This window comes from Sinorhizobium garamanticum (genome assembly GCF_029892065.1).
Classification (GTDB): domain Bacteria; phylum Pseudomonadota; class Alphaproteobacteria; order Rhizobiales; family Rhizobiaceae; genus Sinorhizobium; species Sinorhizobium garamanticum.
In genome coordinates this window covers 1,357,088-1,382,235 of sequence record NZ_CP120374.1, presented here as the reverse complement: position 1 = coordinate 1,382,235, position 25,148 = coordinate 1,357,088, and the positions used below count along the sequence as shown (strand labels likewise).

The following is a 25,148-nucleotide window of genomic DNA, read 5'->3' as shown; positions in this document are numbered from 1 at the left end:
ACCGGCGCGGTCGACGTCTGCCGGCCGATGTTCAGCCTGTTTTGTCCGGAATTGCGTCTGAGTGCGGCACCGGGCCGGTGGACTCGCGAAGAATGAGCTCGACCGACCAGAGCTCGTGAATCTCGGTCGCCGGCTTACCCGACAGGAGCTGCAGGACGAGGTCGGCCGAGCGCGCGCCGGCGGCGCGCAGCGACGAGCGGGTGGTCGAGAGCGAGGGCACCATGTTGTCGGCGGTGAGGTAGGGGAAGACGTCGTCATGGGCGATGACGGAAACGTCCCGGCCGACCACAAGCCCGAAGGAGCGCACGGCGCGGTAGACGCCGAGCACAGTCATCATCGAACCCGCAACGAATGCCGTCGGCTGCGGCGATTGTTCGAGGAAGGAGCGGGCGAAGCGGAAGCCCAATTCGTCGGTGAAATGGCCATGGGCGATGAGGCGCGGATCGAACGGGATGCCGCGCTGCTCAAGAGCTTTGCGATAGCCCTGGTCGCGATGAAGTGAAAAGGTCAGGCCGGCGCGACCGTTGATCATCGCGATGCGCCTGTGGCCGAGATCAATGAGATGCGAGGTTGCGCGCCGGATGGCGCCCTCGTTGTCGATGTCGAGCCAGGCGTGGGGAACCTCGGTCTCGGAGCGGCCATGGACAAGGAACGGCATTCCCAGCCTGTGCAGGAGCGCGATGCGCTCGTCGTTGGGCATCGGCGAATGGATGATCACGGCATCGACCCGACCGCTGGTCGCAAGCCGGCTATAGAGCTGGCTCTCGTCCTTGCCTCCCTGCTCGGCGATCGGGCTTACGAGGATGTCGATGTCTTGGCTATCCAGCCGCTCGGCCATGCCGCTCATATATTCCGAGAACTGGAACTCGCCGTTGCGGCCCATCACCACGCCGATCGCGCCGGCGCGTCCCGTGACGAGGCGCACGGCGTTGACGTTCGGTCGGTAGCCGAGACGCACCGCTTCTTCCGCCACGCGTTTGCGGGTTTTCTCGCTGACCTCGGGATAGCCGCTCAAAGCGCGGCTGACCGTCGTCGGGGACAGCCCCAACTGCTTGGCGAACTCCTTGAGCTTCATGTGATCGATCGTATTCCCTGCACGCCCCCACTGCATGGTTCTCAAATCGGAGCCGATTCGAAATCATGCAGACACCGAACTGCCATGGCGACTTTGCACGTCGGATAAGTACGCGGCGCCGTGGCATTTGCGCAGGACTATACGCTGTTTGCCGGTGGTAACAACCGTTCGTGAGGGAAACGGGGTCGCACACCAACCAAATGGCGTGGAGTAGCAGACAGCCAAATCGTTTTAAATTTCCGGTAAATTCACGCCCAATCAGTATCCCGGCGGACTCCCGCGGTCGCAACGATCCACAGGCTAAAACAGTATATTTCTCGTTGAAAAACAACGATATAAGTCATGCTCGCTTTCGTTGTGACGCCGGTCTGGAGCACATCTTGACAGAGATTTGGGCTTCTGCCAGCTTGCTCGCCAGCCAAACCGCTTTCGAATTTAGGGGATGTTACGAAACCGGGGGAGCTTGGAGGAGCTAGAAAAAATGAAGCCTATCGTAAGGACGCTGATTTTTTGCGCTGCCATCGCGGGTGCTGCCGATCTTGCCGCCGCCGCCGAGATATCCATGGCGGCCAATTCGACGGGCAAGAACCTGAGCTTTCTGCGTGAGCAGATCACCAAGTTCGAAAAGGACACCGGTCACAAGGTCAACCTCGTGACGATGCCGCCCTCGAGCAGCGAGCAGTTCAGCCAGTACCGTCTCTGGCTCGCGGCTGGAAACAAGGATGTCGACGTCTATCAGACCGACGTCATCTGGGCGCCGCAGCTTGCCGATCAATTCGTCGACCTGACCGAGGCCACCAAGGACGTGGCCGGCGCGCACTTCCCCTCGATCATTCAATCGCAGACCGTTAACGGCAAGCTGGTCGCGCTGCCGTTCTACACCGATGCGCCAGCGCTCTACTACCGCAAGGATCTGCTGGACAAATACGGCAAGAAGCCGCCAGAGACCTGGGATGAGCTCGCCGCCACGGCGAAGGAAATCCAGGACAAGGAGCGCGCGGCCGGCAATCCCGACATCTGGGGCTTTGTCTTCCAGGGCAACGCCTATGAGGGCCTGACCTGCAACGCGCTCGAATGGATCAAGTCCTCCGGCGGCGGCCAGATCGTCGAAGCCGACGGCACGATCTCCGTCAACAACGAAAAGGCAGCAGCGGCCCTCGACCGGGTCAAGGGTTGGATCGGCACGATCTCTCCGAGTGGCGTGCTCGCCTATCAGGAGGAGGAGTCGCGCGGCGTCTGGCAGACGGGCAATGCCGTCTTCATGCGCAACTGGCCCTACGCCTATGCGCTCGGAAACGGCGACGACAGCGCGGTCAAGGGCAAGTTCGAGGTGAAACCGCTGCCGACGGCGACAGACGGTGATCAGCCCTCTTCGACACTCGGCGGATGGAACCTCGCGGTTTCGAAATATTCCGACGAGCAGGAAGCGTCGATTGCCTTCGTCAAGTTCCTGGGCTCGCCGGAAGTCCAGAAGGCGCGCGCCATCCAGCTGTCGAACCTGCCGACGATCGCCGCACTCTATGACGACAAGGAGGTCGCCGCCGCACAGCCCTTCATGCCGAACTGGAAACCGATCTTCCAGGATGCCGTGCCGCGCCCCTCGGCCGTGGCGAAGGTGAAGTACAACGAGGTTTCCTCCAAGTTCTGGAGCGCCGTACACAACACGCTTTCGGGCAACGGCACGGCCGCCGAAAACCTTGAACTGCTCGAAGTCGACCTGACCGAGCTCCAGGGAGACGGCTGGTAAGGCCCACGATGCATGACCCAAAAGTGCGCAGCGGTTTTGGGATAACGACATGCACAAAAGAGTACGGCAGCCGGCCGCCGGCTGTCGTCGAAAGTAGCATCGCAGGCTCTTCGGGACCCCGAAGAGTATTTCAAGCCTTTGAATACAAAGCGGTTTCCCCGGATCCCCTGAGATCCAGGGAACCATGCAGCAGGTCGAACGTTCCGCCCAGAGCTGGACGCCAACCAGTGAGCTCGTGTCATGACCGAAGTTTCTCTCGCGGGGCCGCAGTCTGCGATTGCGGGCAAAAGGATAGGCTCTGACCTTCAGGCGCAGCGTCTGCGTTCGGCCTGGATTTTCCTGGCGCCGACTTTGCTGGTGTTGGCCATGGTCGCCGGCTGGCCGCTCGTCCGCACCATCTATTTCAGCTTCACCAACGCCTCGCTGACCAATCTTTCGGCTGCCGAGTTCGTCGGCCTGCAGAACTATCTCTCCTGGGTGACGCTTAAGAGCGGGCGCACGATCTATAGGGGCCTGCTCGCCGACGCCGCCTGGTGGAACGCGGTGTGGAACACGCTGAGGTTCACGGTGATCTCGGTCAGCATCGAAACGGCGCTGGGCCTGATCGTGGCGCTGGTGCTCAATGCACGGTTTCCCGGGCGCGGCCTCGTGCGCGCCGCGATCCTCATCCCCTGGGCGATCCCGACCATCGTCTCCGCGAAAATGTGGGCATGGATGCTCAACGACCAGTTCGGCATCCTCAACGACATCCTGCTCAGCCTCGGCCTGATCAGCCAGAAGATCGCCTGGACCGCGAGCCCCGATACCGCGATGATCGCGGTGCTGATCGTCGATGTCTGGAAGACGACGCCGTTCATGGCGCTCCTGATCCTCGCCGGCCTGCAGATGGTGCCGGGCGATATCTACGAGGCCACGAAAATCGACGGCGTTCATCCGGTCAAGGTTTTCTGGCGCATCACCCTGCCGCTGATACGGCCTGCGCTGATGGTCGCGGTCATTTTCCGCATGCTGGATGCGCTGCGCATCTTCGACCTGATCTACGTGCTGACGCCGAACAACGCGCAAACGAAGACGATGTCGGTGCTCGCCCGCGAGAACCTTTTCGATTTCGACAAGTTTGCCTACGGCGCCGCCGCCTCGACCATGCTGTTCCTCATCATCGCGGCGATCACCGTGCTCTACATGTGGTTCGGGCGCGTCAACCTGGAGGGGGAACGCTGATGCTCATGACAGTCGCAAAACGAACCGCGTTCTATGCCCTCGTCGCCGTCATTGTCGTCGTCGCGGTGTTCCCGTTCTACTACGCGATCCTGACGAGCTTCAAATCCGGCACGGCGCTCTTCCGCGTCGACCATTGGCCGTCGGCGCCTTCGCTTGCCAATTACCAGGAGATCCTGACGCATGGCAGCTTCCTGAGGAATCTCGGCAATTCGCTGCTCGTCGCGACCCTGGTCGTCGCCGCGTCGCTGCTACTGGCGATCACCGCGGCCTTCGCGCTCGCACGTGTCCGCTTCCGGGGGCGCGGGCTGCTTCTCCTCGCCATCCTGTCGGTATCGATGTTCCCGCAGATCGCCGTGCTCGCCGGCCTGTTCGAGCTCGTGCGCTTGATCGGCGTCTTTAACACGCCGCTGGCGCTGATTTTTTCCTACATGATTTTCATGCTGCCGTTCACGGTGTGGGTGCTCACCACCTTCATGCGCGATCTGCCGGTCGAAATCGAGGAGGCGGCGATCGTCGACGGTGCATCGCCCTGGGTGATCATCACCCGCGTGTTCATGCCGCTGATGTGGCCAGCTCTGGTGACGACAGGACTGCTTGCATTCATCGCGTCCTGGAACGAGTTCCTGTTCGCGCTGACATTCACATCCTCGGACACGCAGCGCACGGTGCCGGTTGCGATCGCGCTGCTCTCGGGCGGCAGCCAGTTCGAAGTACCCTGGGGCAACATCATGGCCGCGTCCGTGATCGTCACGGCGCCGCTCGTCATCCTCGTCCTGATCTTTCAGCGGCGGATCATTTCCGGCCTCACGGCCGGCGGCGTCAAAGGCTAGGGCAGACGACTCGCATCCCCTTGATTTAGGAGAAGGAAATGGCAGAGCTACAATTGCGGGACATTCGCAAGTCCTTTGGCGCCTTCGAGGTCATCAAGGGCGTCAGCATGGACATCCGGACGGGGGAATTCATGGTCTTCGTCGGGCCGTCCGGCTGCGGCAAATCCACGCTGCTGCGGCTAATTGCGGGCCTGGAGGAAATCACCTCCGGAACGCTGGCCTTCGACGGACAAATCGTCAATCAGCTCGCCCCGTCCCGCCGCGGTATCGCCATGGTGTTTCAGTCTTATGCGCTTTATCCGCATATGACAGTCTACGACAATATGGCCTTCGGCATGCAGCTCGCCGGCAAGGATAAGGAACAATGCAGGAAAAGGGTCGAAGCGGCGGCCGAGATGCTGCAGCTCACACCCTATCTCAAGCGCCTGCCCCGCCAGCTCTCCGGCGGGCAGCGGCAGCGCGTGGCGATCGGCCGTGCGATCGTGCGCGACCCGAAGGTCTTCCTCTTCGACGAACCGCTTTCCAATCTCGATGCGGCGCTGCGAGTGGCGACCCGCATCGAGATCGCAAAACTTCATCGCAGCATGCACAACACGACGATGATCTATGTGACGCACGACCAGGTGGAGGCGATGACGCTCGCCGACCGGATCTGCGTCTTGAGGGACGGGCTGGTGGAACAGATCGGCACGCCCCTCGAACTCTATGAAAACCCGAACTCGATCTTTGTCGCCGGCTTCATCGGCTCGCCGAAAATGAACTTTCTGGCCGGCGCCTTCGCGGAGCCCTACAAGGCGCAAACGATCGGCATCAGGGCGGAACACCTGGAGATCGTCGAGGGCGCCGGTCAATGGAACGGAACGATCGTCCACGCCGAGATGCTCGGTTCCGACAGCTATGTTTATATCGATATCGACGCAGGCGAGCCGGTGATCGTCCGCGAAAGCGGGATCTCCAGGCATCTGCCCGGGCAAACCGTGCAGATCTCCCCGGCCGCCGGCCACCTTCATCGCTTTGATGCAGCAGGACGCGCGATCGGCCGCACGGAATTACGCGGCGCGGCGTAACCTCGCCGCAAATTAACCACCAGACAAGGGCATCCGGCAGCGGATGCAGTAACCACGAGGAGAATGACCTTGGCTATCAACACCATCGTGTGGGGTGAGAACATCCACGAGCAGACGAATGCGGTGGTTCGGGAGATTTACCCGAATGGCATGCACAACACGATCGCGGCAACGCTGAACGAAGACCCGGCGGTTGCCGCGACGACGGCGACCTTGCAGGAGCCGGAGCACGGTTTGAGCGAAGAGCGACTGGCTTCGACCGACGTGCTCGTCTGGTGGGGCCACAAGGATCACGGTGCCGTCGACGACCGGGTCGTCGAGCGGGTGGCCAAGCGGGTGTGGGAAGGCATGGGGCTGATCGTGCTTCATTCCGGTCATTTCTCCAAGGTGTTCAAGCGGCTGATGGGTACACCCTGCGCGCTCAAATGGCGCGAGGCGGGCGAGCGCGAGCGCGTCTGGGTCGTCAATCCGCGCCATCCGATCGCCGCCGGTCTCGGCGAGAATTTCGTGCTGGAAAACGAGGAGATGTATGGCGAGCAGTTTTCCGTGCCGGAGCCGCTGGAAACGGTGTTCATCTCCTGGTTCGCGGGTGGCGAGGTGTTCCGTTCGGGGCTGACCTGGCGGCGCGGCGCCGGCAACATCTTCTATTTCCGTCCCGGCCACGAAACCTATCCGACCTATCACGATGCGACGGTGCAGACGGTGCTGCGCAACGCGGTAAAATGGGCGCACAATCCACAGGGCACGTACAAGGCGATCCACGAGGCGCCGAACGTGCCGGTGGAGAAGGCGCTGGAGCCGATCGTCGAGCGGGGGCCGAAGCTCCACCAGGCCGGCGAAGCAGGATATCGATGAGGTCCATCATGCGTTTGCTTATTCTCGGAACCGGCGGCATGGCCAACAGCCATGCACTAGCCTTTGCCAAGATCGACGGCGTCGAGCTTGTCGCCGCAGTCGACGTCGACCCGTCGCGGGCGCGCGCCTTTGCCGACACGCACGGCATCGCCCGCGTCTTCACCTCGCTTGAAGACGCGATCGACTGGGGCGAATTCGACGCGGCGACCAACGTCACGCCGGACTACGCCCATCATGCCACGACGCTGGCCCTGATCGCCGCCGGCAAGCATGTGCTGTGCGAAAAGCCGCTGGCGGAAAATTACCACAAGGCCGCCGAAATGGCCGAAGCCGCGGAGCGCGCCGGTGTCGTCAATATGGTGAACCTCACCTACCGCAATGTCGCGCCGCTTCAGCGGGCACGCGAGCTGGTGCTTGCGGACGAAATCGGCAGGGTGCGCCATCTCGAAGCCTCCTATTTGCAGAGCTGGCTGGTGTCGAAGGCGTGGGGCGACTGGGCGAGCGAATCGAAATGGCTGTGGCGGCTGTCGACCAAGCACGGCTCCAACGGCGTGCTTGGTGATGTCGGGATCCATATTCTCGACTTCGCCGGCTATGGCGCCGGCACCGCGGTCGAGCGGGTCTTTGCCCGGCTGAAGGCGTTCGACAAGGCACCCGACAACCGCATCGGCGAATACGACCTTGATGCGAACGACAGCTTCGCGATGACAGCGGAGTTCGAAAACGGCGCGATGGGCGTGATCCATGCCAGCCGCTGGGCGACGGGGCATCTCAACGAGTTGAGGCTGAGGCTGCACGGCGACAAGGGCGCGCTGGAGGTGATGCATACGCCGGACGGCTCGCTCCTCAAGGCCTGCCTCGGCCCCGATGTCGAAAAGGCGATCTGGCGCGAGCTCGACGCCGGGACGGTGCCGACCAATTACCAGCGCTTCGCCGAGGCGGTCGCAGCCCGTCAGACCGTCGAACCCACATTCCGCCATGCCACCAATCTGCAGAAGGTGCTCGATGTTGCCATCGAAACCGAAAGAGAGCGGCGCGAACTGGATGTGGAAGACGCGTTTTCGGACGAGGAACAACGCGCGGTCGTCGGAGGTTGACGACAAACAATCCCGCTTCTGCAGCGCCACGCGTCTCTTCAGGCGCGCAAAGGACGCTGTAGCACTTTGAATTGCTGCATGTTTTATCCCGACGACTTAAGGAAACATGCAATGGCCGGATTCGCTGGAAGCGGGAAGGATAGTCCCGATTGAAAAGCCGATCGCTTCTGCGCGTTCCTCTGAGCGCGCAGCGCTCTTACGCAATTCCGGGAAAAGTGTGTAGCGGCTTTCGGTCCGGAATTGCGCAAGTTGAAAGTGTCAGATCATTTCACTGTTTCAATGAAACAGTGAATTGATCTAGGCGTGCGACTGCGGGTGGCGATAGTCCCAGACAGCCCAGGCCGACAATGCCGCGACGAGCACGCCAAGAATGACGTGTGTCCACATCGCGTTCATGTTTGCCATGAAGCCGAGCAGCCAGGGAGACACGATCAGCCAGAGGCCGATCACCATGTTCACCCATTCCTCCCATTCTGCGAAGGCCGAGAGCGCCGCGATCGCCAGCGCACCAAGCACGATGCCAGCGATCCAGGCGTTCCAGGTCGGCACGGGCTCAGCCGCAAAACCGATAACCCAGGGGGAGAGGAACAAGCACACCGCAAGGACCAGGTTCGCCCAGTCCTGGGCCCTTTTTCCCGCAATGAGAGTGTTTGGCATGACAACCTCCACGTATGAAGCTTGACCAAAGCGTCACCCTCGCGTGCGCCTTACGTTTCAGCTCCGCTGCCTCAGTCCGCACGGTCGCTGTAACGCTTTGAATTGCTGGAGTAATTTTACGCTCAAATCGAACCCAATTCAAGAAATCCCGCAACACACGGATTTTATGGATTATTTGCCCCGAATTTCGCGCATCATTTCCCTGAGGCCACGATTGAGGTGTTTGTCCCGGCGGACAACCATCGCCAGCGAGCGATTGAGTCTCGGGGCAAGAGGGCAGGACGCCAGCGAATCTTGCCCGAGCGAGGAACATTCGTCGCGATCTTCGCCTAACCCGTTGGAATCGGCCGGGTTTGTCGTTTTGGAACGGTTCGATGCAAAGCTGCCGTCCAGCGCCAGTCTCGGCAGAATGGCCCAGCCAAGCCCGGCGCCGACAAGGCGCTTGATCGCTTCGACGCTCCCGAATTCCATTGCCGGCTTCACCTGAACGCCTGCCTCGGCAAACCACTGGTCCACGACGCGGCGCGTATTGCCGCCTTCGTAGAGCAGCAAGGTCCTGGTGCCGAGGATGGCGGCGTCGACCCCGCCCGGGGGCAACCTCTCCTGCGAAGGGGCGACCGCCACCATCTCGTCCCGGTAGATCTCTTCGACTTCGAACGAACGGCCGGGAGCCGGCAGCGTAACGATGGCAAGGTCGAGCCTGTTTGCTTCCAAGTCGTGGAGAATGTCGGGCGTGTTGCCTGTATGCACGGTGATCTCCAGCCCCGGCATCCTTGCCTTTACCCGAGCAATGACGGCTGGCAACAGATGGATGCACGCGGTCGCGCCGGTTCCGATGCGGATGCGGCCCGCCGCTTCGCTGCGATAGGGCGTCATCGCCTCCAAGGCGTCGGAGGCCTCCTTCTCGATGCGCCGGGCATGGATCAGCAGATCGCGACCGGCCGCTGTCGGTTGCGCGCGCCGTCCGACACGCTCGATCAGCCTGACGCCGAGATAGCGCTCGAGCTGCTTGATCTGCAGGCTGACGGCCGGCTGGCTGATGTCGGCGCGTTCCGCCGCCGCCGAGAAGCTTCCGAGTTCGACCACGGCGGCGAAAGTGTCCAACTGTTCGAGGCTGAGCTTCTTCACCAAAGTTTTCCTTATGCTTTGCATGAGAAGCATAAGCTTTATTGGAGGCAGCTTCCAGGGCATTCTCGTTGTCATTCGAAAATGCAGGGACCAAGAAATGACAGCCGTATTCTCGCCCGAAGCCATTTCATTCGAGCCATGCGAATTGCGCGACATTCCGGCGATCACCGCGATCTACGCAAAGGCTGTGCGCTTTGGCACGGCGAGTTTCGAACTTGAGCCGCCGACGGAAGCGGAGATGGCCGCCCGGCGCGAAGCGCTGGTCGCAGCGGGCTATCCCTACCTGGTGGCCAGGCTGCAAGGAGAGGTCGCGGGCTATGCCTATGCCGGTGCCTATCGCGCCCGTCCCGCCTATCGTGGAACCGTCGAAAGCTCGGTCTATGTCCGCGACGATGCGCAAGGCCGCGGCGTCGGCTCCGGTTTGCTGGCCGGGCTCATCCATGAAGCGGAGATCCGCGGATTTCGGCAGATGGTGGCAGTCATCGGCGACTCGGCCAATCTCACCTCCCGACGACTTCATGAAAAGCTCGGCTTCGAACTCGTCGGTATCCTCAAGGCCGTCGGCTGGAGACATCAGCGCTGGCTGGATACTGTGCTGATGCAGCGTGCGATTGGCCCTGGCGACACGATTGCCGGTGAGCGCAGATGATCGGCGACAGGACGATCGTCCTGCTCAGCCTCTCGCAATTTCTTTGCTGGGGCATCTCCTACTACATGATCGGTGTCTTCGGTCCCGCAATCGCGGCGGACACCGGCTGGGCGCTAACGCTCGTCTATAGCGGCTTTTCCGGCGCGCTTGTTGTCATGGGCCTGGTCTCGGGTATCGTCGGAGACATGATCGACAAGCATGGCGGTCGCGCGGTCATGACGACCGGCTCGGGCCTGATGGCGGTGGCCTTCGTCGGCCTTGGTCTTTCCGAGAGCCTTCTCCTCTACGACGTTTCCTGGGCGCTGCTCGGTATCGCCATGCGTATGACGCTTTACGAGGCTGCCTTCGCGACGCTCGCGAGAGCCGGCGGCGCTGGGGCGCGGCGATCGATCTCGAAGGTTACCCTGCTTGGCGGGTTATCTTCCGCCGCGTTCTGGCCGGTCGGGGACGCGCTCGTGGCGTCAGTCGGGTGGCGGCACGCGCTTTTCGTCTATGCCCTTCTGGCGCTGGTCGGCATGGCTCTCCATTGGATGCTTCCAAGCGGCAATCAGCGAGACGTGGCGGCGCAAGCAGAGATCGGCGCGGAGCGCGCTTGCCGCCCGCGGATCTGGCCTGCTGCATTCCTCTTCACGGTGATGAGCACCCTGTCGGCCTTCATCAATTCCGGGCTGTCCGCCCATATGCTTGGCATCTTCAGCGGTCTCGGCCTTGCTGCCGGGACTGTGGTGATCGTGTCCTCCCTCAGAGGCATCGGCCAGTCGCTCGCAAGGCTCTGGGAGGTAGCCTTCGGCGGCAAGATGAGTTCCTTCCGCCTTGGCGTGATTGCCGCTGCCGGGCTGCCGCTCGCCTTCGCCATAGGATTGGCGTGGGGCGGGCACTCGCTCGGTGCGGCCGCCTTTGCCTTGACCTACGGCCTCAGCATCGGGCTTTTTACCATCGTGCGCGGCGTCCAGCCGCTGCAACTCTTCGATCCAAGTGCCTATGGCAGGCTTTCGGGCTGGATGCTGGCGCCGGCGTTCTTCGCTTCAGCACTCGCGCCGTTGCTCTATGCGGGCATCATCGAAAGCCAGGGGAGCGGTGCCGCGTTGCGCTTCTCGCTCATCCTGGCATTCGGCACCTTTATCTCCGCGGTCCTGATATCGCAGCTCTATGGTCAAGAGGCGCAATAGGCATCCGCAGGTTCATCACACTCGAAGCGGCCGCGCCGTTCAGAGACCCGCCACCTTCTTCAGGTCATCGACCGCGCCCGGTGCCGCCGCGAGAACGGCAGCGCCCTTGGTCAGGCGCTCGCCCTCGACGGGGAAGGGCAGGTACCAGCCGCCCGCTTCCTTGACGAGGCAGTAGCCGGCGAGGCAGTCCCAGGCGTGCATATAGGGCTCGTAATAGCCGACGAGGCGGCCGGCGGCGACATAGGCGAGCATCAGCGCGCCGGAGCCGTTGCGAACGAAATTGCCGCCGGCTTCAAGCAGCCTCTCGACCATCTTGCCGACGAACGCCGGCGTCACGTGATTGTTGGCGCCGATGCCGGTGACGGCGTTGCGAATACTGCGTGAGGTGTCGAGCGACAACAGCTTGCCGTTGAGCCGCGCTCCGCGGCCAAGTGCTGCTGCATAAAGTTCGTCGTGGCAGGGCGCCGAGATCACGCCGACCACCGGTACGCCGTCATTAAGAAGGGCGATCGAAACGCACCAGTTCGGCATGCCATTGAGGAAGGGGCTGGTGCCGTCGATCGGATCGATGACCCAGGTGAAGCCGGAACTTCCCTGCTCCAGGCCGTATTCCTCGCCGAGCACGCCATCGTCGGGATAGGCGGCGGCGAAACGGGTTCGGACGAGATTCTCCACCTCGCGATCGGCGATCGAGACGACATCCTGCGGATCCCGCTTGGTCTCGACGACCAGCGTCTCGCGCCGGTTGAAATAGTCGAGCGCGACGGCGCCTGCCTCGCGTGCAACCGCCTCTGCGAGAGCCAGTCGGGCTTCGAGCCCGGAGGGATCGTGTGACGTCATGAAGTTTTCCTTGGTTTGCTTTAAAAATGCGGTTTCTCGAACAATGTGCGCTCAAGCCGATCGCGACATCCGTTGCCGGTTCCAGCGCTCTTTCGACGGCGGGATCGACAACGAATAGCATACCGACGGCCGTCTTCACCTCGTATTCGACATGATCGCCGAAGGTTGGGCCTGAACCCGCGCTCTTCTTCCCGCCACACGCCGACCCGCCGAATAAAGGTCACCCATTTGGCCCAAGAATGCCCCGATTTCGGCTGGGGTTTGGATTTTCAGTTGAACATGACAGAGCGAATTGTGATACTTTGATGACATGCAGCGCATGCACTTGAGGGCGCTGTGGCTGAGAAGGTCCCGTTGGGGGGCAAGATTATTGAGCTGATGCTGGCTCGGCAGAAATGCCGACAGAGACGCTCTTTTCATCAGCGATTTCACCGACGCGTTAGAGGGGGCAGAAAGGGAGACCTAACATGGCTTTACTCGAAGACGCATTTAAAGGTAACGTCCTTACCAGCGTTGCCGTCGGCGTTGGCGCACTCATGCTCGCGCCGATCATTGTTCCCATAGCAAGGCCGATGATCAAAGCCGTCATCAAGGCCGGCCTTGTTGCCTACGATCAGGGCCGAATTGCTGCGGCTGAACTCGGCGAAGGCTACGAAGATCTCGTGGCTGAAGCGCGCGCCGAAATGGCAGGCCCCAACGGTGGGACCGAGCCCGCTAAACGTCCGGCGGCGAAATCATCGTAACGGCGAAAATCAGAAACAGACACGTATTCATCACATCGCCGGCACAGCGTCGTTTGCGCGTCTGAAAGGACGCGCAACGCTGTAGGAGTTGCTGGCGAGGGATAGTCGTATGCCCCAAATGGCAACAGGTGGTCTGCGCGGGCAAGAAGGGCCTGGGCCGAGCAGCGACAACCACTCATCCCGTCGGCAAGGCGACCTTCAGGATCAGTCGCAAGGTGTGGCCGGTGCCGACGGCGTTGCGCCGACGTCTGTCCCGGTCAGGCTGGTGCACGCCGTGCCTGGGCGGGTCCGTCTTCATATCGACGCGCTCTTGCAAAGCAACCATGTTCAGAGATTTCTGGAGCGTACTCTCCCCGCGATTGCCGGCGTTTCCGGTGCCACGGCGAACCCGCTAACCGGCAATCTGCTCGTTCATTACGATCCCGCCACGCCACTCGAGGCGATCATCGGGCGGATCATCGAACTCCTGCAGACCGGCATCGAGCTGTCCGACGACGATTCACGTGACGAAAAGGGCTGGCACCATCTGGACGCAGGAGCGGTAGCGACTGACCTTGTGACGTCTCGTACACGTGGATTATCCGAAGACGAGGCTCGCGAGCGCTTGGCGCGTGCGGGAAGCAACGCTCTACCGGAGCTTCCAACACGCTCCAACTTCAGCATCTTTCTCGCCCAGTTTGACAGCGTACCCGTCGCGCTCCTTGCTGGCGCAGCGGTCGTCTCTCTCGTCACTGGAGCCTTGCTCGAGGTAGGGGCGATTTTGGCGGTGATGGGAGTGAACGCCGCGATTGGCTACCGGACCGAGACCGGGACGGAGCGGATCATCCAGAGCCTGAACCTGCCGGCGCCGCAGGCCGCGAGAGTGATCCGCGATGGCAATCCGCACGAGGTGGCAGCGGAGACGCTTGTGCCGGGCGATGTTCTGATGCTGGAGCGCGGCATGGTGGTGCCGGCCGACGCGCGGCTTTCCGCCGTACGCGGATTGACTATCAGCGAGGCCGGATTGACCGGTGAGAGCATGCCGGTCCGCAAAACCGATGCGCCCGTAGCCGCGACGCTTCCGCTCGCAGAGCGGACCAGCATGGTCTACCGCGGCACGGTCGTGACCGGCGGGAGCGGCACGGCCATTGTCGTGGCGACCGGCGCGCGGACCGAGATCGGCAGCGTTCAACAGCTCGTCGGTGCAACCTTGGCGCCGCAAACACCCATGCAGCGGCAGCTTGGGGACCTGGGGCGACAGCTCGGATGGCTGACGCTCTATGCAGGCGGCCTCATTGTCGGCATCGGCTGGTTGCGCGGGTTCGCGCTCTACCAGGCGGCCCGATCGGCCTTGTCCGTTGTCGTGGCCGCGGTTCCAGAGGGGCTGCCCGTGCTCGCCGCTACCACGCTCGCGCTCGGTGTCGAGGACCTCAGGCGACGGAATATTCTCGTGCGCCGGCTCGATGCGGTGGAACCGATGGCAGCCGTGCAAGTCGTCTGCTTTGACAAGACCGGCACACTGACCTTCGGGCGCATGTCGCTGGAAGTGGCCGCCTGTGGAGATCAGATTTACCAGGCTCGAGAGGGCAGCCGGCTCGACGGCCAGGGATATGCCGCGACGCATCCAAACGGAGACGATCGCTTGAGAAGGCTGCTCACGATCGGCTGTCTCTGCAGCGAGGCGGAGGTCGAGGCACATGAAGGCGACAGCATCCCAAACGGTTCAGCGACCGAGAAGGCGCTCGTCCAAGCGGCGATCGACAGTGACATGGATGTTGCTGCATTGCGTCGAGGGTTCCCGAAGGTGTCCCTGCAGCAACGCACCGAAACGTACCGTTTTATGGCGAGCGCGCATGCCAAGGACGGTCGCCTGCTTCTCGCCGTGAAAGGCAGCCCTCTCGAAGTGCTCGATCGCTGCCGGTGGGAGGGGTTGGCCGGCGGTGGGCGCAGGCCTCTGACGCCAGAGCGTCGCGACCGGATCAAGGAAATCAACGCAGAACTGGCAGACCAAGCGCTGCGGGTGCTCGGTTTCGCCTATCGCGATGTTGACGACGAAGCGCAAGGTTCAGAGGAACCCGCGGTTGCGGAACTGACATGGGTTGGCCTCGCCGGCCTGGCCGATCCCGTCCGCCCCGGTCTGAAATCGCTGATGGCGGAGCTTCATCGGGCCGGACTCCAGACGATCATTCTGACCGGCGATCAGCGGGCGACGGCCCGAGCCGTCGCCCAAAAGGTCGGCCTGAACGGGACGGGAGACATTGAAATTGTCGACGCCGTCGAGGTTGACCGCATGACGGAGGCCGAGCTGGCGGTTGCGGCGCGCCGGGCGCAGGCCTTCTCCCGCGTCAGCCCCGCGCAGAAGCTCAAGATCATTCGCGCCCTGCAGCAATCGGGAGCTACGGTGGCGATGATCGGCGATGGCATCAACGACAGTCCGGCGCTCCGCGCTGCCGATGTCGGCATCGCTTTGGGTCGGGACCCGTACGCAGCGGCACGCGAGACTGCGGACGTCTATCTCGCCACGGATGATCTGGGCGGGCTCGTTCCGGCAATCGAGAGAGGCCGCACCACCTTCACGAATATCCGCAAGGCGATACACTATCTCTTCAGCACGAATTTCAGCGAGGTCCTCGTCATGCTGTGTGGCATGGCCGTGGGCCTTGGCGAGGTCCTCTCGCCGATGCAACTCCTGTGGATCAATTTGATCTCCGACGTGCTGCCGGGACTCGGTCTCGCCATGGAGCCTCCGGAAGCCGCCGGAATGCAGGACGGGCCCCTGGTCGCGGACAAGGCCCTGCCTGGAGTCCAGAATCTCGGCTCGCTCACCAGCGAGGCGGCGCTCCTTGGCTCAGGCGCCATGGCGGCAGGACTCTACGGCGCGATGCGCTATGGGACTGCTTCGCCGATCGTGCGGACCATGACCTTCGGCAGTCTGGTGATGGCCCAACTGCTCCATGCGATCACCTGCCGCTCGTCTACTCGCAGTGTTTTCGATCGCGGATCCAGCCCCGCCAATCCGGCACTCACAGGCATTCTGGCCGGTTCGGTGGCGGCGCAGTCGGCCGCCTTGTTCGTGCCCGGCATACGCAGACTGCTCGGCCTGGCCCCGCTCGGGATCCTTGATGCAGGCATCATGCTCGCCGGCGGAACACTCCCATTTGCGATCGCCGAGGCGCGCAAATCGGCCCTCAGGGCCAGCACAAGCCATGCAAGTGCGCCGCTCACCTTCGCGCGGTCATCGATGGAACCTACAGCGCAGCGCGTCTTACCAGACGCGCAAAGGACGCTGTAGGCGGCACTATTGATGTGGTGGATCGAACAATTACGCCGCTGCGGGAAGGGCGTGCCGTTGCTCCGCAATTTCGGGGCCAGCCGGAGCGACCGGCCGGGCTGCAGGGGTGGCGAGCCAAAGGGCAGAGCGCGTTGCAGCCTCGACACCCAGCTCAACGATCAGACCGCCCGGTTGGCGCGAGATTAACGCGAGCGCGACTTTCACGATCAGCGAGCCGAGATCCATCTCGCCTCCCGACAGCGTGCGAACGTGGGCATCGATCCGCGCGACAGGCGGCAGCGGCTGGCGCTCGCAGAGGGGTTCACGTCGGGCGTTTGCGCGATCGAGCCCGGAAAGCAGGTGGTCCAGGCTAGTCAGGTCACACGATTCGTCGTGCTCGATCAGAACAGTTGCGGTGAGTGGATTGACCTGGACGGCAACAATGCCTTCGCAGGCCAGGAGATTGGTCCGAAGTTCGTCGAAATACGATGCGTGATGTCGCCGTGCCGGGATCCTGATGCGCACTCGCCCACGTGCGCGATGGATGATCTGGGCATAATTTCTGCTTGGCATTGGTCGTCTGCTCTTCGTGTCTCGGGTATTTCCGGCCCACATGGGCTCGCCTTGCGGTCATATAGTCCGAGAGCATGACAGTATAACTACAGTCGAAGGGGCATACAGCGCCGCGCGTCCAATCGGACGCGCAAAGGTCGCTGTAGCACTTTGATTTGCTGCATGATTTTGTCCTTAAATCGATTCCGATTTAAGGAATCATGCAGTAGCCGCTCCGCACGAAGAACGCGGCTACCCGATCAATTGAGAGGTGAGAAAGATAAGGCTGCCGGCCAGGGCGCCGACGATGGTGCCGTTCATCCGGATGTACTGGAGATCGCTGCCGACGACGAGTTCCAGGCGCTCAACGAGCGTCGGACTGTCCCAGCTTCTGACCACTTCCGTCACAAACTTGCCGATCTCGTGACGCCATGAGACCAGGTACACGGCAAGTTCCTCCAGAAACTCGTCCATATGTTTCAGCATCGCCTCGTCAGTCGCAAGCGCCCGGCCGATGAGCATGCAGATCTTCTCAACCGCCGCGCGCGCTTTCGACGTCGGCTGCGACAGGTCTTCGAGCATGACCCGCGAGGTCTCTTGCCACACGGCCGCGACCCAGGCCTGAACATCCGGATGTTCGAGGATGCGATTCTTGGACGCGTTGATCTGCTTGCGCTGCTCCGGAGAATTGATGAGCTCATTTATCAGATGCGCGAGTGCCTCACGAAACTTCAATCGCACCTCGCTCTCCGGCTCTCTGAGGTCATTGAGGAGATCGGCACAGCCGGTGATGATTGCGTCGGCAATTTTCCGGTTTATGGTCTTCGGGATCCACCAGCGACTGCGTTGCTGGACCAGCCCGTAGATCTGGTCCCGGTTGTCTTCGAGCCATTCTGCGGCGACACCCAGAACGCGCTCGAACAGGACATCCGCCTCGCCGCTCGCGGTAACCATGTGGATCACGCGGCCCATGACGGGCGCGATATCGGTTTGGCGGAGCTGCTTGCCGAGCGTGCGTCGGACGAACTCGCGCAGGTCGTGACTATCAAGAGAGCGAACGAGGTAGGGCATCGCTGCGACGACGGCGTTTGCGATGACCGGTGCAGTCTCCGGGGTCGACAGCCATGTCGCAAAGCGCTGCGCCGCGTTGGCGCTCCTGAGCTTCTTCAGCAGCACATCCTGAGTCAGGAAGTGGCGTTCGATGAAACGGCCAAGGGTCTGCCCGATGCGCTCCTTGCTGTTCGGGATGATGGCCGTGTGCGGGATGGGAATGCCCAACGGGTGCCGAAAAAGCGCCGTCACCGCGAACCAGTCGGCAAGCCCGCCGACAATTCCTGCCTCGGCTGTCGCGCGCAGCAGCCTTGTGGCGAGGCCGGGATCGGGTACGAAGTGTGTTCCGACAAAGACGGCGCCCATGGTGACGAGAAGCGATGTTGCCAGGGTGCGATTGCGCTTGAGGCGCCGCCGCAGGACATCTTCGGAACGAACCGGCGGTAGGGTGCCCGAAGCTGGGAATGGGGCGTCAGGTGATCGAATGCGATCCGGTGCCATGGCATAACCTCTTTGATCGACGCGCTGCCGGGGCCTCGCGGCTGCTGCAGATCCCTTAAATCGGAATCGATTTAGGGACGAAATCACTACGCGTCCGATTGGACGCGCGGCTCTGTAGAAATCTTTCAACGCCCGATAACCACCGAATCAACAAGCATGGCAAGAGCTGCTATGATGGGCGTTCGGGCGTGGATCGCTGCCCGTTGGTCTGGCGTGGATATCTAACGATACCCTGATACATCCGTGTTGGTCACCCTTTGGGGGAGATGGACGACATGCTGCCGATCGCCTTTCTTGAACATGAGTCACCCGGGCGCGTGCGCCTGAAAGTCCCTTCCAAGCGTGGCGATGCGTCGTTCTTCCAAGGCGTCGAGCGGGATCTTGCCGACAACGGCGTTATCGGGGTGCTGAAGACGAACCACCAGACAGGCAGCATCACCATCTGGCACACGGGTGATATCGACGCGCTCCGTGACGACGCTGCGGCCCGCCGCATCTTCGAACTTCGTGCCGAGCGACCCGGCACCAGTGCTCGCGCCGTCGTGCGCGCACTGAAACCGGGCGGTGACACCGGCCTTCTCAAGGCGACCGGCGCGGGGCTCATCGGATTCGGCCTTTTGCAGGTTTTGCGAGGGCAAACATTAGGAACTGCGAGCGAATTCTTCTGGCATTCCTACGCAGCGCAACGTCTCCTGGGGAGCCCTCTGCTGGCTTCCGCTCTGGGAGGAATCGGCCTTTTGCAGCTCATGCGAGGGCGCGTGCTCGGATCGGCATCGGGATTGTTGTTCTATGCCGTAATAGTTCACTCTCTGGCCCATGCCATCGAGAAGGAGCGCGAGCGCGCCGAGCGATAGACTAGGAGCCACCAAAGAAGCAGCCAAGCGACGCTTCGGAGCATGAATGCGTCCAAGCATTCCGGCCACACTTCGTGCCCGCAAATTCCGAACGCGCCGGCTGGCAATCGCGATCCAACGGGAGCATGCTGGCTCTATCGTCCTCGATAATCGGCGGTGCGAGCGCGCGCCGCCCTTGGCTGCCCGAGGGCGATGTTCGGACTACTGCATGTGTCCTTAAATCGGAGGCGATTTAGGGACAAAAACATGCAGTAATTCAGAGTGCTACAGCGACCCTTTGTGCGTCTGAAAAGACGCACGGCGCTGCAGGATCAATCAGAACCCGAGGAGGTTACTGTGAGCGGGCACGTCTACAAGAAGATAGAGTTGATCGGAAGTTCAACGGCCTCGGTTACCGACGCCATCGAAGCGGCGATTTCGCGCGCCTCGAAAACCATGCGCAATCTCGACTGGTTCGAGGTCGACCAGATCCGCGGGCAGATCGTCAACGGGGAGGTGGCCCATTATCAGGTCGTCATGAAGGTGGGCTTCCGCCTCGACGATTGATGCGCGGCCGATCCGGCCGATCAAGGATGCATTAAGTGACGTCGGCCCGGATGATAGCCCGGGTCGTCGCGTGCCGGCGTTCCGAGCACAAGGACGCGGATTATCGCGCGCCCGCTCCTCGGTTTGTCCTTCCTTTACATTTTGGCTTCCCATGCGCACACTCGCCCCCTCCGGCGCGGTCACGCCTTTTCCGGCTCAATCGTGCCGCTGTAGCGCGTCGAATGGCATGTCTCCTTGAATCGGTTCGGATTCAGGAAACATGCAGCAGGAGGAAGGCGGTCCGTTGGGAGGCGGTCATGTTTTCACATTCCGACCACATCCGCGAAATCGAGCGCGTCGGCCGTGGCCTTCCGAGCAGTCGCGACGCTATGGTCGTCAAATCCTGGCGGCGCTGCCTGGAACATCACCACCTCGATCCGGCGCAGGCTTGCGAGGCCTATATCGTACCGGAGACGCGGCTCAAGGAGCATCGCCAGCAGTCGGAAGACCTGATCACCATCGCCCGCTCCGGGCTCGAGCATCTGTTCCGGCAGGTGGCGGGGCAGAACTATGTGCTGCTGCTCTCCGACCGGCAGGGCGTGACCGTCGAGTTCCTTGGCGATCCGCTTTTCAACAACAGCCTTCGCAAGGCGGGCCTCTATCTCGGTTCCGAATGGTCCGAATGGCGCGCCGGAACCTGCGCCGTCGGCGCCTGCATCGAGACAGGCGAGGCGCTGACGATCCACCAGACCGACCACTTCGACAACACGCACACGCCGCTCTCCTGCACGGCGGCGCCGATCTACGACGTTCACGGCCAACTTTCGGCCGTCCTCGACATCTCGCTCTTGAGTTCACCGATCCTGAAGGCAAGCCAGAACCTGGCGCTTCATCTGGTCACCGCCAGCGCAAGGCGGATCGAACTCGCCAATCTCATGGCCCAGGCGCGGCATCAATGGGTGCTGCGTTTCTCGCGTTCGCCGGAATTCCTCGACGTCGACCCGGAGGCGGCGATCTCGATCGACGACCTCGGGCGGATCGCCGGCATGACCCACGGCGGGGCCAAGATCCTGGCGCGCTCGACCGGGCTTGACTGGCGTGATCCGCGCCTGCTCATCGGCGAGCCGGTATCGCGCTTCCTCGACCTGGAAGTTGACGACCTTCCCGATCTCACGCGCCGCCGGCCGACGCAGGAACGGCTCGTCTTCGCCCGCGACGGCAATGCGCTCTTCGCCCATGCCATCGAGCCGCATTCCGGCATCCGCGCGCCGGGCGTCTTACGCGCGCAGATCCCGCCGCCGCTGCGCCGGCTCGGCGGCGACGCGCCTGAAATCGTCGCGTTGCAGGCAAAGGCCGCCAAACTCGCCCGCACCGGACTGCCGATTCTCATCCAAGGCGAGACCGGTACGGGCAAGGAACACCTGGCGCGCGCCATCCACGAGGGCAGCGGCCTTACGGGCCGCTTCGTCGCCATCAATTGCGCGGCGATCCCCGAGCAACTGATCGAGAGCGAACTCTTTGGCTATCTGCCGGGCGCGTTCACCGGCGCGTCGGCCAAAGGCCGCAAGGGCCTGATCGAACAGGCGGACGGCGGCACGCTCTTTCTCGACGAGATCGGTGACATGCCTCTTGCGCTGCAGAGCCGTCTGCTCCGGGTGCTGGCCGAGCGCGAGGTGCTTCCGGTTGGAGGCACGGTGCCGCGCGCGGTGCAGATCCGGATCGTTTCAGCCTCGCATCGGCCTTTGCAGACACTGGTCTCGCAAGGCGCCTTTCGCGAAGATCTCTATTACCGGCTCAATGCCGCGACGCTCTCACTGCCGGCGCTGAGAGACAGGCCGGACTTCGATTGGGTGCTGGAGCAGATCCTGAAGCGGCATTCCGATGCCGCCGGAGAACTCACGCTCTCTCCGGCCGCGCGCGTGGCGTTGAAGGCGCATGATTGGCCGGGAAACATTCGCGAACTCGACAACGCCATCGCGGTTGCGACCGCGCTCGCCGAAGGCTCTGTCATCGACGTTTGCGATCTGCCGGACTATCTCATCGCACAGGCCGAGCCGGACGATGCGGGCGACGCTGGCGCAGCGTTGAGCCTGATGCTCGATGCCTGCAACTGGAATGTCTCCGAGGCAGCGCGAAGGCTGGGCCTCGATCGCTCGACGGTGCATCGGCAGATCAGGCGCTACCACCTCAAGCAGAAGCACTGAGCATCTTCGCGTGCAACGGATCGGCTGCCACACCTGTGGCGGATGCATTGTTTGGCGCAATATGCCCGGTTCACCATTGTCCTTGAAATCATTGCATTTTCCTCGTCCGCGCCGGCTTGGCACGGCCATTGCAGATCGCTGCTCGACCACAACGGCAACGATCAGGAGGAGACATGCGAGCGCTCAGATTTCATGCGGCCAAGGATCTCAGGATCGAGGACATCCCGGCGCCGGGCAAAGCCGCGGCCGGGCAGGTGCTGATCCGCAACCGCTTCGTCGGCATATGCGGCACCGATCTGCATGAATATGCCTACGGCCCAATTTTCATTCCCAAGGAGCCGCATCCCTTCACCGGCGCCCATGGACCTCAAGTCCTGGGCCACGAGTTCGGCGGCGTGGTCGAAGCGGTCGGCGACGGAGTGACATCGCTTTGCGCCGGCGACCGGGTTTCCGTGCAGCCGCTGATCATGCCGCGCGCTGGCGACTATTTTGCCGATCGCGGCCTCTTCCACCTGAGCACGCAGTTGGCGCTGGCGGGCTTGAGCTGGGCGTCGGGCGGCATGGCCGAATACGCTCTGCTCAACGAATACAACGTCGAGACGATTCCCGATGAAATGACGGACGAGGAGGCAGCGCTCGTCGAGCCGAGCGCCGTTGCGGTCTATGCCTGCGATCGCGGCGGGGTGACGGCCGGGAGCAGCGTGCTCGTCACCGGCGCTGGACCGATCGGCGTGCTGACACTGCTTGCCGCGCGTGCAGCCGGTGCGGCGCAGCTCTTCGTCTCCGACATCAACGACGCCCGCCTCGAATTCGCGGCATCGATCGTGCCAGATCTCGTCACGATCAACCCTGAGCGAAGAAGACCGGGTGAGGTCGTGCGCGCTTTGACCGAAGGCAAGGTCGGCTGCGACGTCGCGATCGAATGCGTCGGGAACGAGCATGCGCTCAAGGCCAGTGTCGATGCGGTGCGCAAACAGGGGGTCGTCGTGCAGACGGGGCTGCATCCGCACGAGAACCCGCTCGAGTGGTTCCAGGTCACCTTCAAGGACATCGAACTGCGCGGCTCCTGGGCCTATCCAACCCACTATTGGCCGCGCGTCATACGTCTGATCGCGTCCGGCCTGCTGCCGGCGAAGCGGATCGTCACGAGACGCATCGCCCTCGATGAAGCGGTGGCCGACGGCTTCGACGCGCTTCTCGATCCGTCCGGCAAGCACCTGAAGATCCTGATCGATCTCATGAAGTGAAGCCGATGTTCCCGTGCCGGCGGATGAGGAGCCGCCCGTGTCTCAATCAAGCGAAAAAGGAGGAGATCTCATGCTTGAAGAAAGTCCCAACACCCGCATCGACAACGCGCTTGCCAAACTCGGCAGGGCGCTCGAACAGGGCGATATCGAGGCCGCCGTCAATCTGTTCCAGGCGGATTGCTACTGGCGCGACCTCGTCGCGTTTACCTGGAACATCAGGACGATGGAGGGCCGGGACCAGATCCGCGACATGCTGACGAGCCAGCTCGCGGTAGTGAAGCCGGCGCAGTTCCGGCAGGACGCGAAGGAACAGGCGAGCGGCGGGGACGGGGTGACCGACGGGTGGTTCGAATTCGAGACGAAGGTGGCGCGCGGCTACGGACATGTCCGGTTGAAGAACGGCCTGATCTGGACGCTTCTCACCACGATGACGGAACTCAAGGGGCACGAGGAGCCGAAAGGCTTCAGGCGGCCACTCGGCGCCGAGCACGGTCACGACCCCAATCGCCGGACGTGGAAGGAAAAGCGAGAAGGGGAGGCGGCCGAACTCGGCTTTGCGACGCAGCCCTACGTCGTCATCATCGGCGGCGGGCAGGGCGGCATTGCGCTCGGCGCGCGCCTGCGCCAGCTGAACGTGCAGACGATCATCATCGAGAAGAATGAACGCCCGGGCGATAGCTGGCGCAAGCGTTACAAGTCGCTCTGCCTGCACGACCCGGTCTGGTACGACCATCTGCCCTATATCCCCTTCCCGGAGAACTGGCCGGTCTTTGCGCCGAAGGACAAGATCGGCGACTGGCTGGAGATGTATACCAAGGTGATGGAGCTCAACTACTGGGGCTCGACCGCCTGCAAGTCGGCCACGTACGACGAGGAGGCGAAGGAGTGGACGGTCGTCGTCGAGCGCAACGGCGAGCAAGTCGTGCTTCGGCCGAAGCAGCTTGTCCTGGCGACCGGCATGTCGGGCAAGCCGAACATTCCGAAACTTCACGGCCAGGACGTCTTCAAGGGCGAACAGCAGCATTCGTCGCAACATCCGGGTCCGGACGCCTATCGCGGCAAGAAAGTGGTCGTCATCGGCTCCAACAATTCCGCCCATGATATCTGCGCGGCGCTTTGGGAAGGCGGTGCCGGCGTGACGATGGTGCAGCGTTCGTCGACGCACATCGTACGCTCCGACACGCTGATGGAGATCGGCCTCGGGGATCTCTATTCCGAGCGGGCGGTTGCCGCCGGGATGACGACGCGCAAGGCGGACCTGATCTTCGCCTCGCTGCCCTATCGGATCATGCACGAGTTCCAGATTCCGCTTTACGAGAAGATGCGCGAACGCGACGCCAAGTTCTATGCGGATCTGGAAAAGGCCGGCTTCATGCTCGACTGGGGTGCCGACGGTTCCGGCCTGTTCATGAAATATCTGCGCCGCGGTTCCGGCTATTACATCGACGTCGGCGCCTGCGATCTCGTCATCGACGGCAGCATCAAGCTGAAATCAGGCTCCGACGTCAGCCACCTGACGGAGGATGCCGTCGTCTTGAAGGACGGCACCGAGCTTCCGGCCGATCTCGTCGTCTACGCCACCGGCTATGGCTCGATGAACGGCTGGGCGGCCGATCTCATCTCGAAGGAGGTCGCCGACAAGGTCGGCAAGGTATGGGGCCTCGGCTCCGACACGCCGAAAGATCCCGGTCCGTGGGAGGGCGAGCAGCGCAACATGTGGAAGCCGACGCAGCAGCAGGCACTCTGGTTCCACGGCGGCAACCTGCATCAATCGCGGCACTATTCGCAGTATCTTTCATTGCAGCTGAAGGCCCGCTGCGAAGGCATTGCGACGCCGGTCTACGGCCTCCAGGAGCGTCACCACCTCGGCTGAGCGGCGACTATAAA

Annotated in this window: 21 protein-coding genes; 15 read left to right on the top strand and 6 right to left on the bottom strand. The window is 62.5% G+C overall.

The window, feature by feature from the left end; translation table 11 throughout:
* Window positions 1-31: 31 nt before the first annotated feature.
* Window positions 32-1,075: a substrate-binding domain-containing protein gene (locus PZN02_RS26220; protein WP_280661884.1), complete on the bottom strand. Its 1,044-nt coding sequence runs from the start codon at window positions 1,073-1,075 to the stop codon at window positions 32-34.
* Window positions 1,076-1,556: 481 nt separating this feature from the next.
* Here PZN02_RS26220 and PZN02_RS26215 point away from each other — a divergent pair, with 481 nt between their 5' ends.
* The 6 genes from PZN02_RS26215 (at window position 1,557) to PZN02_RS26190 (ending at window position 7,892) form a co-directional block, all read left to right on the top strand.
* Window positions 1,557-2,822 (top strand): ABC transporter substrate-binding protein, encoded by a 1,266-nt coding sequence (locus tag PZN02_RS26215; protein ID WP_280661883.1) that lies wholly within the window; start codon window positions 1,557-1,559, stop codon window positions 2,820-2,822.
* Window positions 2,823-3,062: 240 nt separating this feature from the next.
* Window positions 3,063-4,043, top strand: a complete 981-nt coding sequence (locus PZN02_RS26210) for a carbohydrate ABC transporter permease (RefSeq protein WP_280661882.1) — start codon at window positions 3,063-3,065, stop codon at window positions 4,041-4,043.
* Entirely contained in the window at window positions 4,043-4,873 is an 831-nt protein-coding gene (locus PZN02_RS26205) for a carbohydrate ABC transporter permease (RefSeq protein ID WP_280661881.1), read from the top strand. Before PZN02_RS26210 ends, PZN02_RS26205 begins: the two co-directional genes overlap by 1 nt.
* A gap of 38 nt (window positions 4,874-4,911) precedes the next feature.
* A complete protein-coding gene (locus PZN02_RS26200; protein WP_280661880.1) occupies window positions 4,912-5,940 on the top strand; it encodes an ABC transporter ATP-binding protein in 1,029 nt (342 codons plus the stop codon).
* Between the two features lie 69 nt (window positions 5,941-6,009).
* Window positions 6,010-6,795, top strand: a complete 786-nt coding sequence (locus tag PZN02_RS26195) for a ThuA domain-containing protein (RefSeq protein ID WP_280661879.1) — start codon at window positions 6,010-6,012, stop codon at window positions 6,793-6,795.
* Window positions 6,796-6,803: 8 nt separating this feature from the next.
* Window positions 6,804-7,892: a Gfo/Idh/MocA family protein gene (locus PZN02_RS26190; protein WP_280661878.1), complete on the top strand. Its 1,089-nt coding sequence runs from the start codon at window positions 6,804-6,806 to the stop codon at window positions 7,890-7,892.
* A gap of 297 nt (window positions 7,893-8,189) precedes the next feature.
* On the opposite strand, the gene PZN02_RS26185 is transcribed toward PZN02_RS26190, so the two are convergent.
* Together PZN02_RS26185 and PZN02_RS26180 are read right to left on the bottom strand one after the other, a co-directional pair.
* A complete protein-coding gene (locus PZN02_RS26185) occupies window positions 8,190-8,549 on the bottom strand; it encodes an SPW repeat protein (protein ID WP_280661877.1) in 360 nt (119 codons plus the stop codon).
* Between the two features lie 171 nt (window positions 8,550-8,720).
* On the bottom strand, window positions 8,721-9,677 hold the full coding sequence (locus PZN02_RS26180) for a LysR family transcriptional regulator (protein WP_280661876.1): 957 nt from the start codon (window positions 9,675-9,677) through the stop codon (window positions 8,721-8,723).
* Window positions 9,678-9,774: 97 nt separating this feature from the next.
* On the opposite strand from PZN02_RS26180, the gene PZN02_RS26175 reads away from it, so the two are divergent.
* The gene (locus PZN02_RS26175; RefSeq protein WP_280661875.1) at window positions 9,775-10,326 is read left to right on the top strand and encodes a GNAT family N-acetyltransferase; all 552 of its coding nucleotides are present in this window, start codon (window positions 9,775-9,777) and stop codon (window positions 10,324-10,326) included.
* Window positions 10,323-11,495: an MFS transporter gene (locus tag PZN02_RS26170; protein WP_280661874.1), complete on the top strand. Its 1,173-nt coding sequence runs from the start codon at window positions 10,323-10,325 to the stop codon at window positions 11,493-11,495. The genes PZN02_RS26175 and PZN02_RS26170 overlap by 4 nt, the downstream gene beginning before the upstream one ends.
* Before the next feature lie 39 nt (window positions 11,496-11,534).
* Here PZN02_RS26170 and PZN02_RS26165 read toward each other — a convergent pair whose 3' ends face one another.
* Window positions 11,535-12,335, bottom strand: a complete 801-nt coding sequence (locus PZN02_RS26165; protein WP_280661873.1) for an inositol monophosphatase family protein — start codon at window positions 12,333-12,335, stop codon at window positions 11,535-11,537.
* 467 nt (window positions 12,336-12,802) lie between these two features.
* On the opposite strand from PZN02_RS26165, the gene PZN02_RS26160 reads away from it, so the two are divergent.
* Window positions 12,803-13,078: a DUF5132 domain-containing protein gene (locus tag PZN02_RS26160; protein ID WP_280661872.1), complete on the top strand. Its 276-nt coding sequence runs from the start codon at window positions 12,803-12,805 to the stop codon at window positions 13,076-13,078.
* 109 nt (window positions 13,079-13,187) lie between these two features.
* On the top strand, window positions 13,188-16,349 hold the full coding sequence (locus tag PZN02_RS26155) for a cation-translocating P-type ATPase (protein ID WP_280661871.1): 3,162 nt from the start codon (window positions 13,188-13,190) through the stop codon (window positions 16,347-16,349).
* Window positions 16,350-16,379: 30 nt separating this feature from the next.
* Here the strand turns inward: PZN02_RS26155 and PZN02_RS26150 are convergent, their stop codons facing one another.
* On the bottom strand, window positions 16,380-16,901 hold the full coding sequence (locus PZN02_RS26150; protein ID WP_280661870.1) for an HMA2 domain-containing protein: 522 nt from the start codon (window positions 16,899-16,901) through the stop codon (window positions 16,380-16,382).
* Between the two features lie 231 nt (window positions 16,902-17,132).
* Window positions 17,133-18,431 carry a DUF445 domain-containing protein gene (locus tag PZN02_RS26145; RefSeq protein ID WP_280661869.1) on the bottom strand — a complete coding sequence of 433 codons (1,299 nt, stop codon included), beginning with the start codon at window positions 18,429-18,431 and terminating at the stop codon, window positions 17,133-17,135.
* Between the two features lie 275 nt (window positions 18,432-18,706).
* Here PZN02_RS26145 and PZN02_RS26140 point away from each other — a divergent pair, with 275 nt between their 5' ends.
* From PZN02_RS26140 to PZN02_RS26120, 5 genes are all read left to right on the top strand, one after another.
* A complete protein-coding gene (locus tag PZN02_RS26140; RefSeq protein ID WP_280661868.1) occupies window positions 18,707-19,285 on the top strand; it encodes a hypothetical protein in 579 nt (192 codons plus the stop codon).
* 336 nt (window positions 19,286-19,621) lie between these two features.
* Complete coding sequence (locus tag PZN02_RS26135; RefSeq protein WP_136506368.1) at window positions 19,622-19,831, top strand: dodecin; 210 nt, start codon at window positions 19,622-19,624, stop codon at window positions 19,829-19,831.
* Window positions 19,832-20,127: 296 nt separating this feature from the next.
* On the top strand, window positions 20,128-22,014 hold the full coding sequence (locus tag PZN02_RS26130) for a sigma-54-dependent Fis family transcriptional regulator (RefSeq protein ID WP_280661867.1): 1,887 nt from the start codon (window positions 20,128-20,130) through the stop codon (window positions 22,012-22,014).
* Window positions 22,015-22,187: 173 nt separating this feature from the next.
* Window positions 22,188-23,261, top strand: a complete 1,074-nt coding sequence (locus PZN02_RS26125) for a 2,3-butanediol dehydrogenase (protein WP_280661866.1) — start codon at window positions 22,188-22,190, stop codon at window positions 23,259-23,261.
* 70 nt (window positions 23,262-23,331) lie between these two features.
* Window positions 23,332-25,134: an NAD(P)/FAD-dependent oxidoreductase gene (locus PZN02_RS26120; protein WP_280661865.1), complete on the top strand. Its 1,803-nt coding sequence runs from the start codon at window positions 23,332-23,334 to the stop codon at window positions 25,132-25,134.
* The last annotated feature ends 14 nt before the right edge of the window (window positions 25,135-25,148 follow it).

Excerpts from the sequence above, each read along its gene's own strand:
- PZN02_RS26175 (WP_280661875.1), top strand. The coding sequence starts at position 9,775 with ATGACAGCCGTATTCTCGCCCGAAGCCATTTCATTCGAGCCATGCGAA.
- PZN02_RS26145 (WP_280661869.1), bottom strand. The coding sequence starts at position 18,431 with ATGGCACCGGATCGCATTCGATCACCTGACGCCCCATTCCCAGCTTCG.
- PZN02_RS26165 (WP_280661873.1), bottom strand. The coding sequence starts at position 12,335 with ATGACGTCACACGATCCCTCCGGGCTCGAAGCCCGACTGGCTCTCGCA.
- PZN02_RS26210 (WP_280661882.1), top strand. The coding sequence starts at position 3,063 with ATGACCGAAGTTTCTCTCGCGGGGCCGCAGTCTGCGATTGCGGGCAAA.
- PZN02_RS26215 (WP_280661883.1), top strand. The coding sequence starts at position 1,557 with ATGAAGCCTATCGTAAGGACGCTGATTTTTTGCGCTGCCATCGCGGGT.
- PZN02_RS26125 (WP_280661866.1), top strand. The coding sequence starts at position 22,188 with ATGCGAGCGCTCAGATTTCATGCGGCCAAGGATCTCAGGATCGAGGAC.
- PZN02_RS26140 (WP_280661868.1), top strand. The coding sequence starts at position 18,707 with ATGCTGCCGATCGCCTTTCTTGAACATGAGTCACCCGGGCGCGTGCGC.
- PZN02_RS26200 (WP_280661880.1), top strand. The coding sequence starts at position 4,912 with ATGGCAGAGCTACAATTGCGGGACATTCGCAAGTCCTTTGGCGCCTTC.
- PZN02_RS26170 (WP_280661874.1), top strand. The coding sequence starts at position 10,323 with ATGATCGGCGACAGGACGATCGTCCTGCTCAGCCTCTCGCAATTTCTT.
- PZN02_RS26130 (WP_280661867.1), top strand. The coding sequence starts at position 20,128 with ATGTTTTCACATTCCGACCACATCCGCGAAATCGAGCGCGTCGGCCGT.
- PZN02_RS26150 (WP_280661870.1), bottom strand. The coding sequence starts at position 16,901 with ATGCCAAGCAGAAATTATGCCCAGATCATCCATCGCGCACGTGGGCGA.
- PZN02_RS26205 (WP_280661881.1), top strand. The coding sequence starts at position 4,043 with ATGCTCATGACAGTCGCAAAACGAACCGCGTTCTATGCCCTCGTCGCC.
- PZN02_RS26190 (WP_280661878.1), top strand. The coding sequence starts at position 6,804 with ATGCGTTTGCTTATTCTCGGAACCGGCGGCATGGCCAACAGCCATGCA.
- PZN02_RS26185 (WP_280661877.1), bottom strand. The coding sequence starts at position 8,549 with ATGCCAAACACTCTCATTGCGGGAAAAAGGGCCCAGGACTGGGCGAAC.
- PZN02_RS26160 (WP_280661872.1), top strand. The coding sequence starts at position 12,803 with ATGGCTTTACTCGAAGACGCATTTAAAGGTAACGTCCTTACCAGCGTT.
- PZN02_RS26220 (WP_280661884.1), bottom strand. The coding sequence starts at position 1,075 with ATGAAGCTCAAGGAGTTCGCCAAGCAGTTGGGGCTGTCCCCGACGACG.
- PZN02_RS26155 (WP_280661871.1), top strand. The coding sequence starts at position 13,188 with ATGCCCCAAATGGCAACAGGTGGTCTGCGCGGGCAAGAAGGGCCTGGG.
- PZN02_RS26120 (WP_280661865.1), top strand. The coding sequence starts at position 23,332 with ATGCTTGAAGAAAGTCCCAACACCCGCATCGACAACGCGCTTGCCAAA.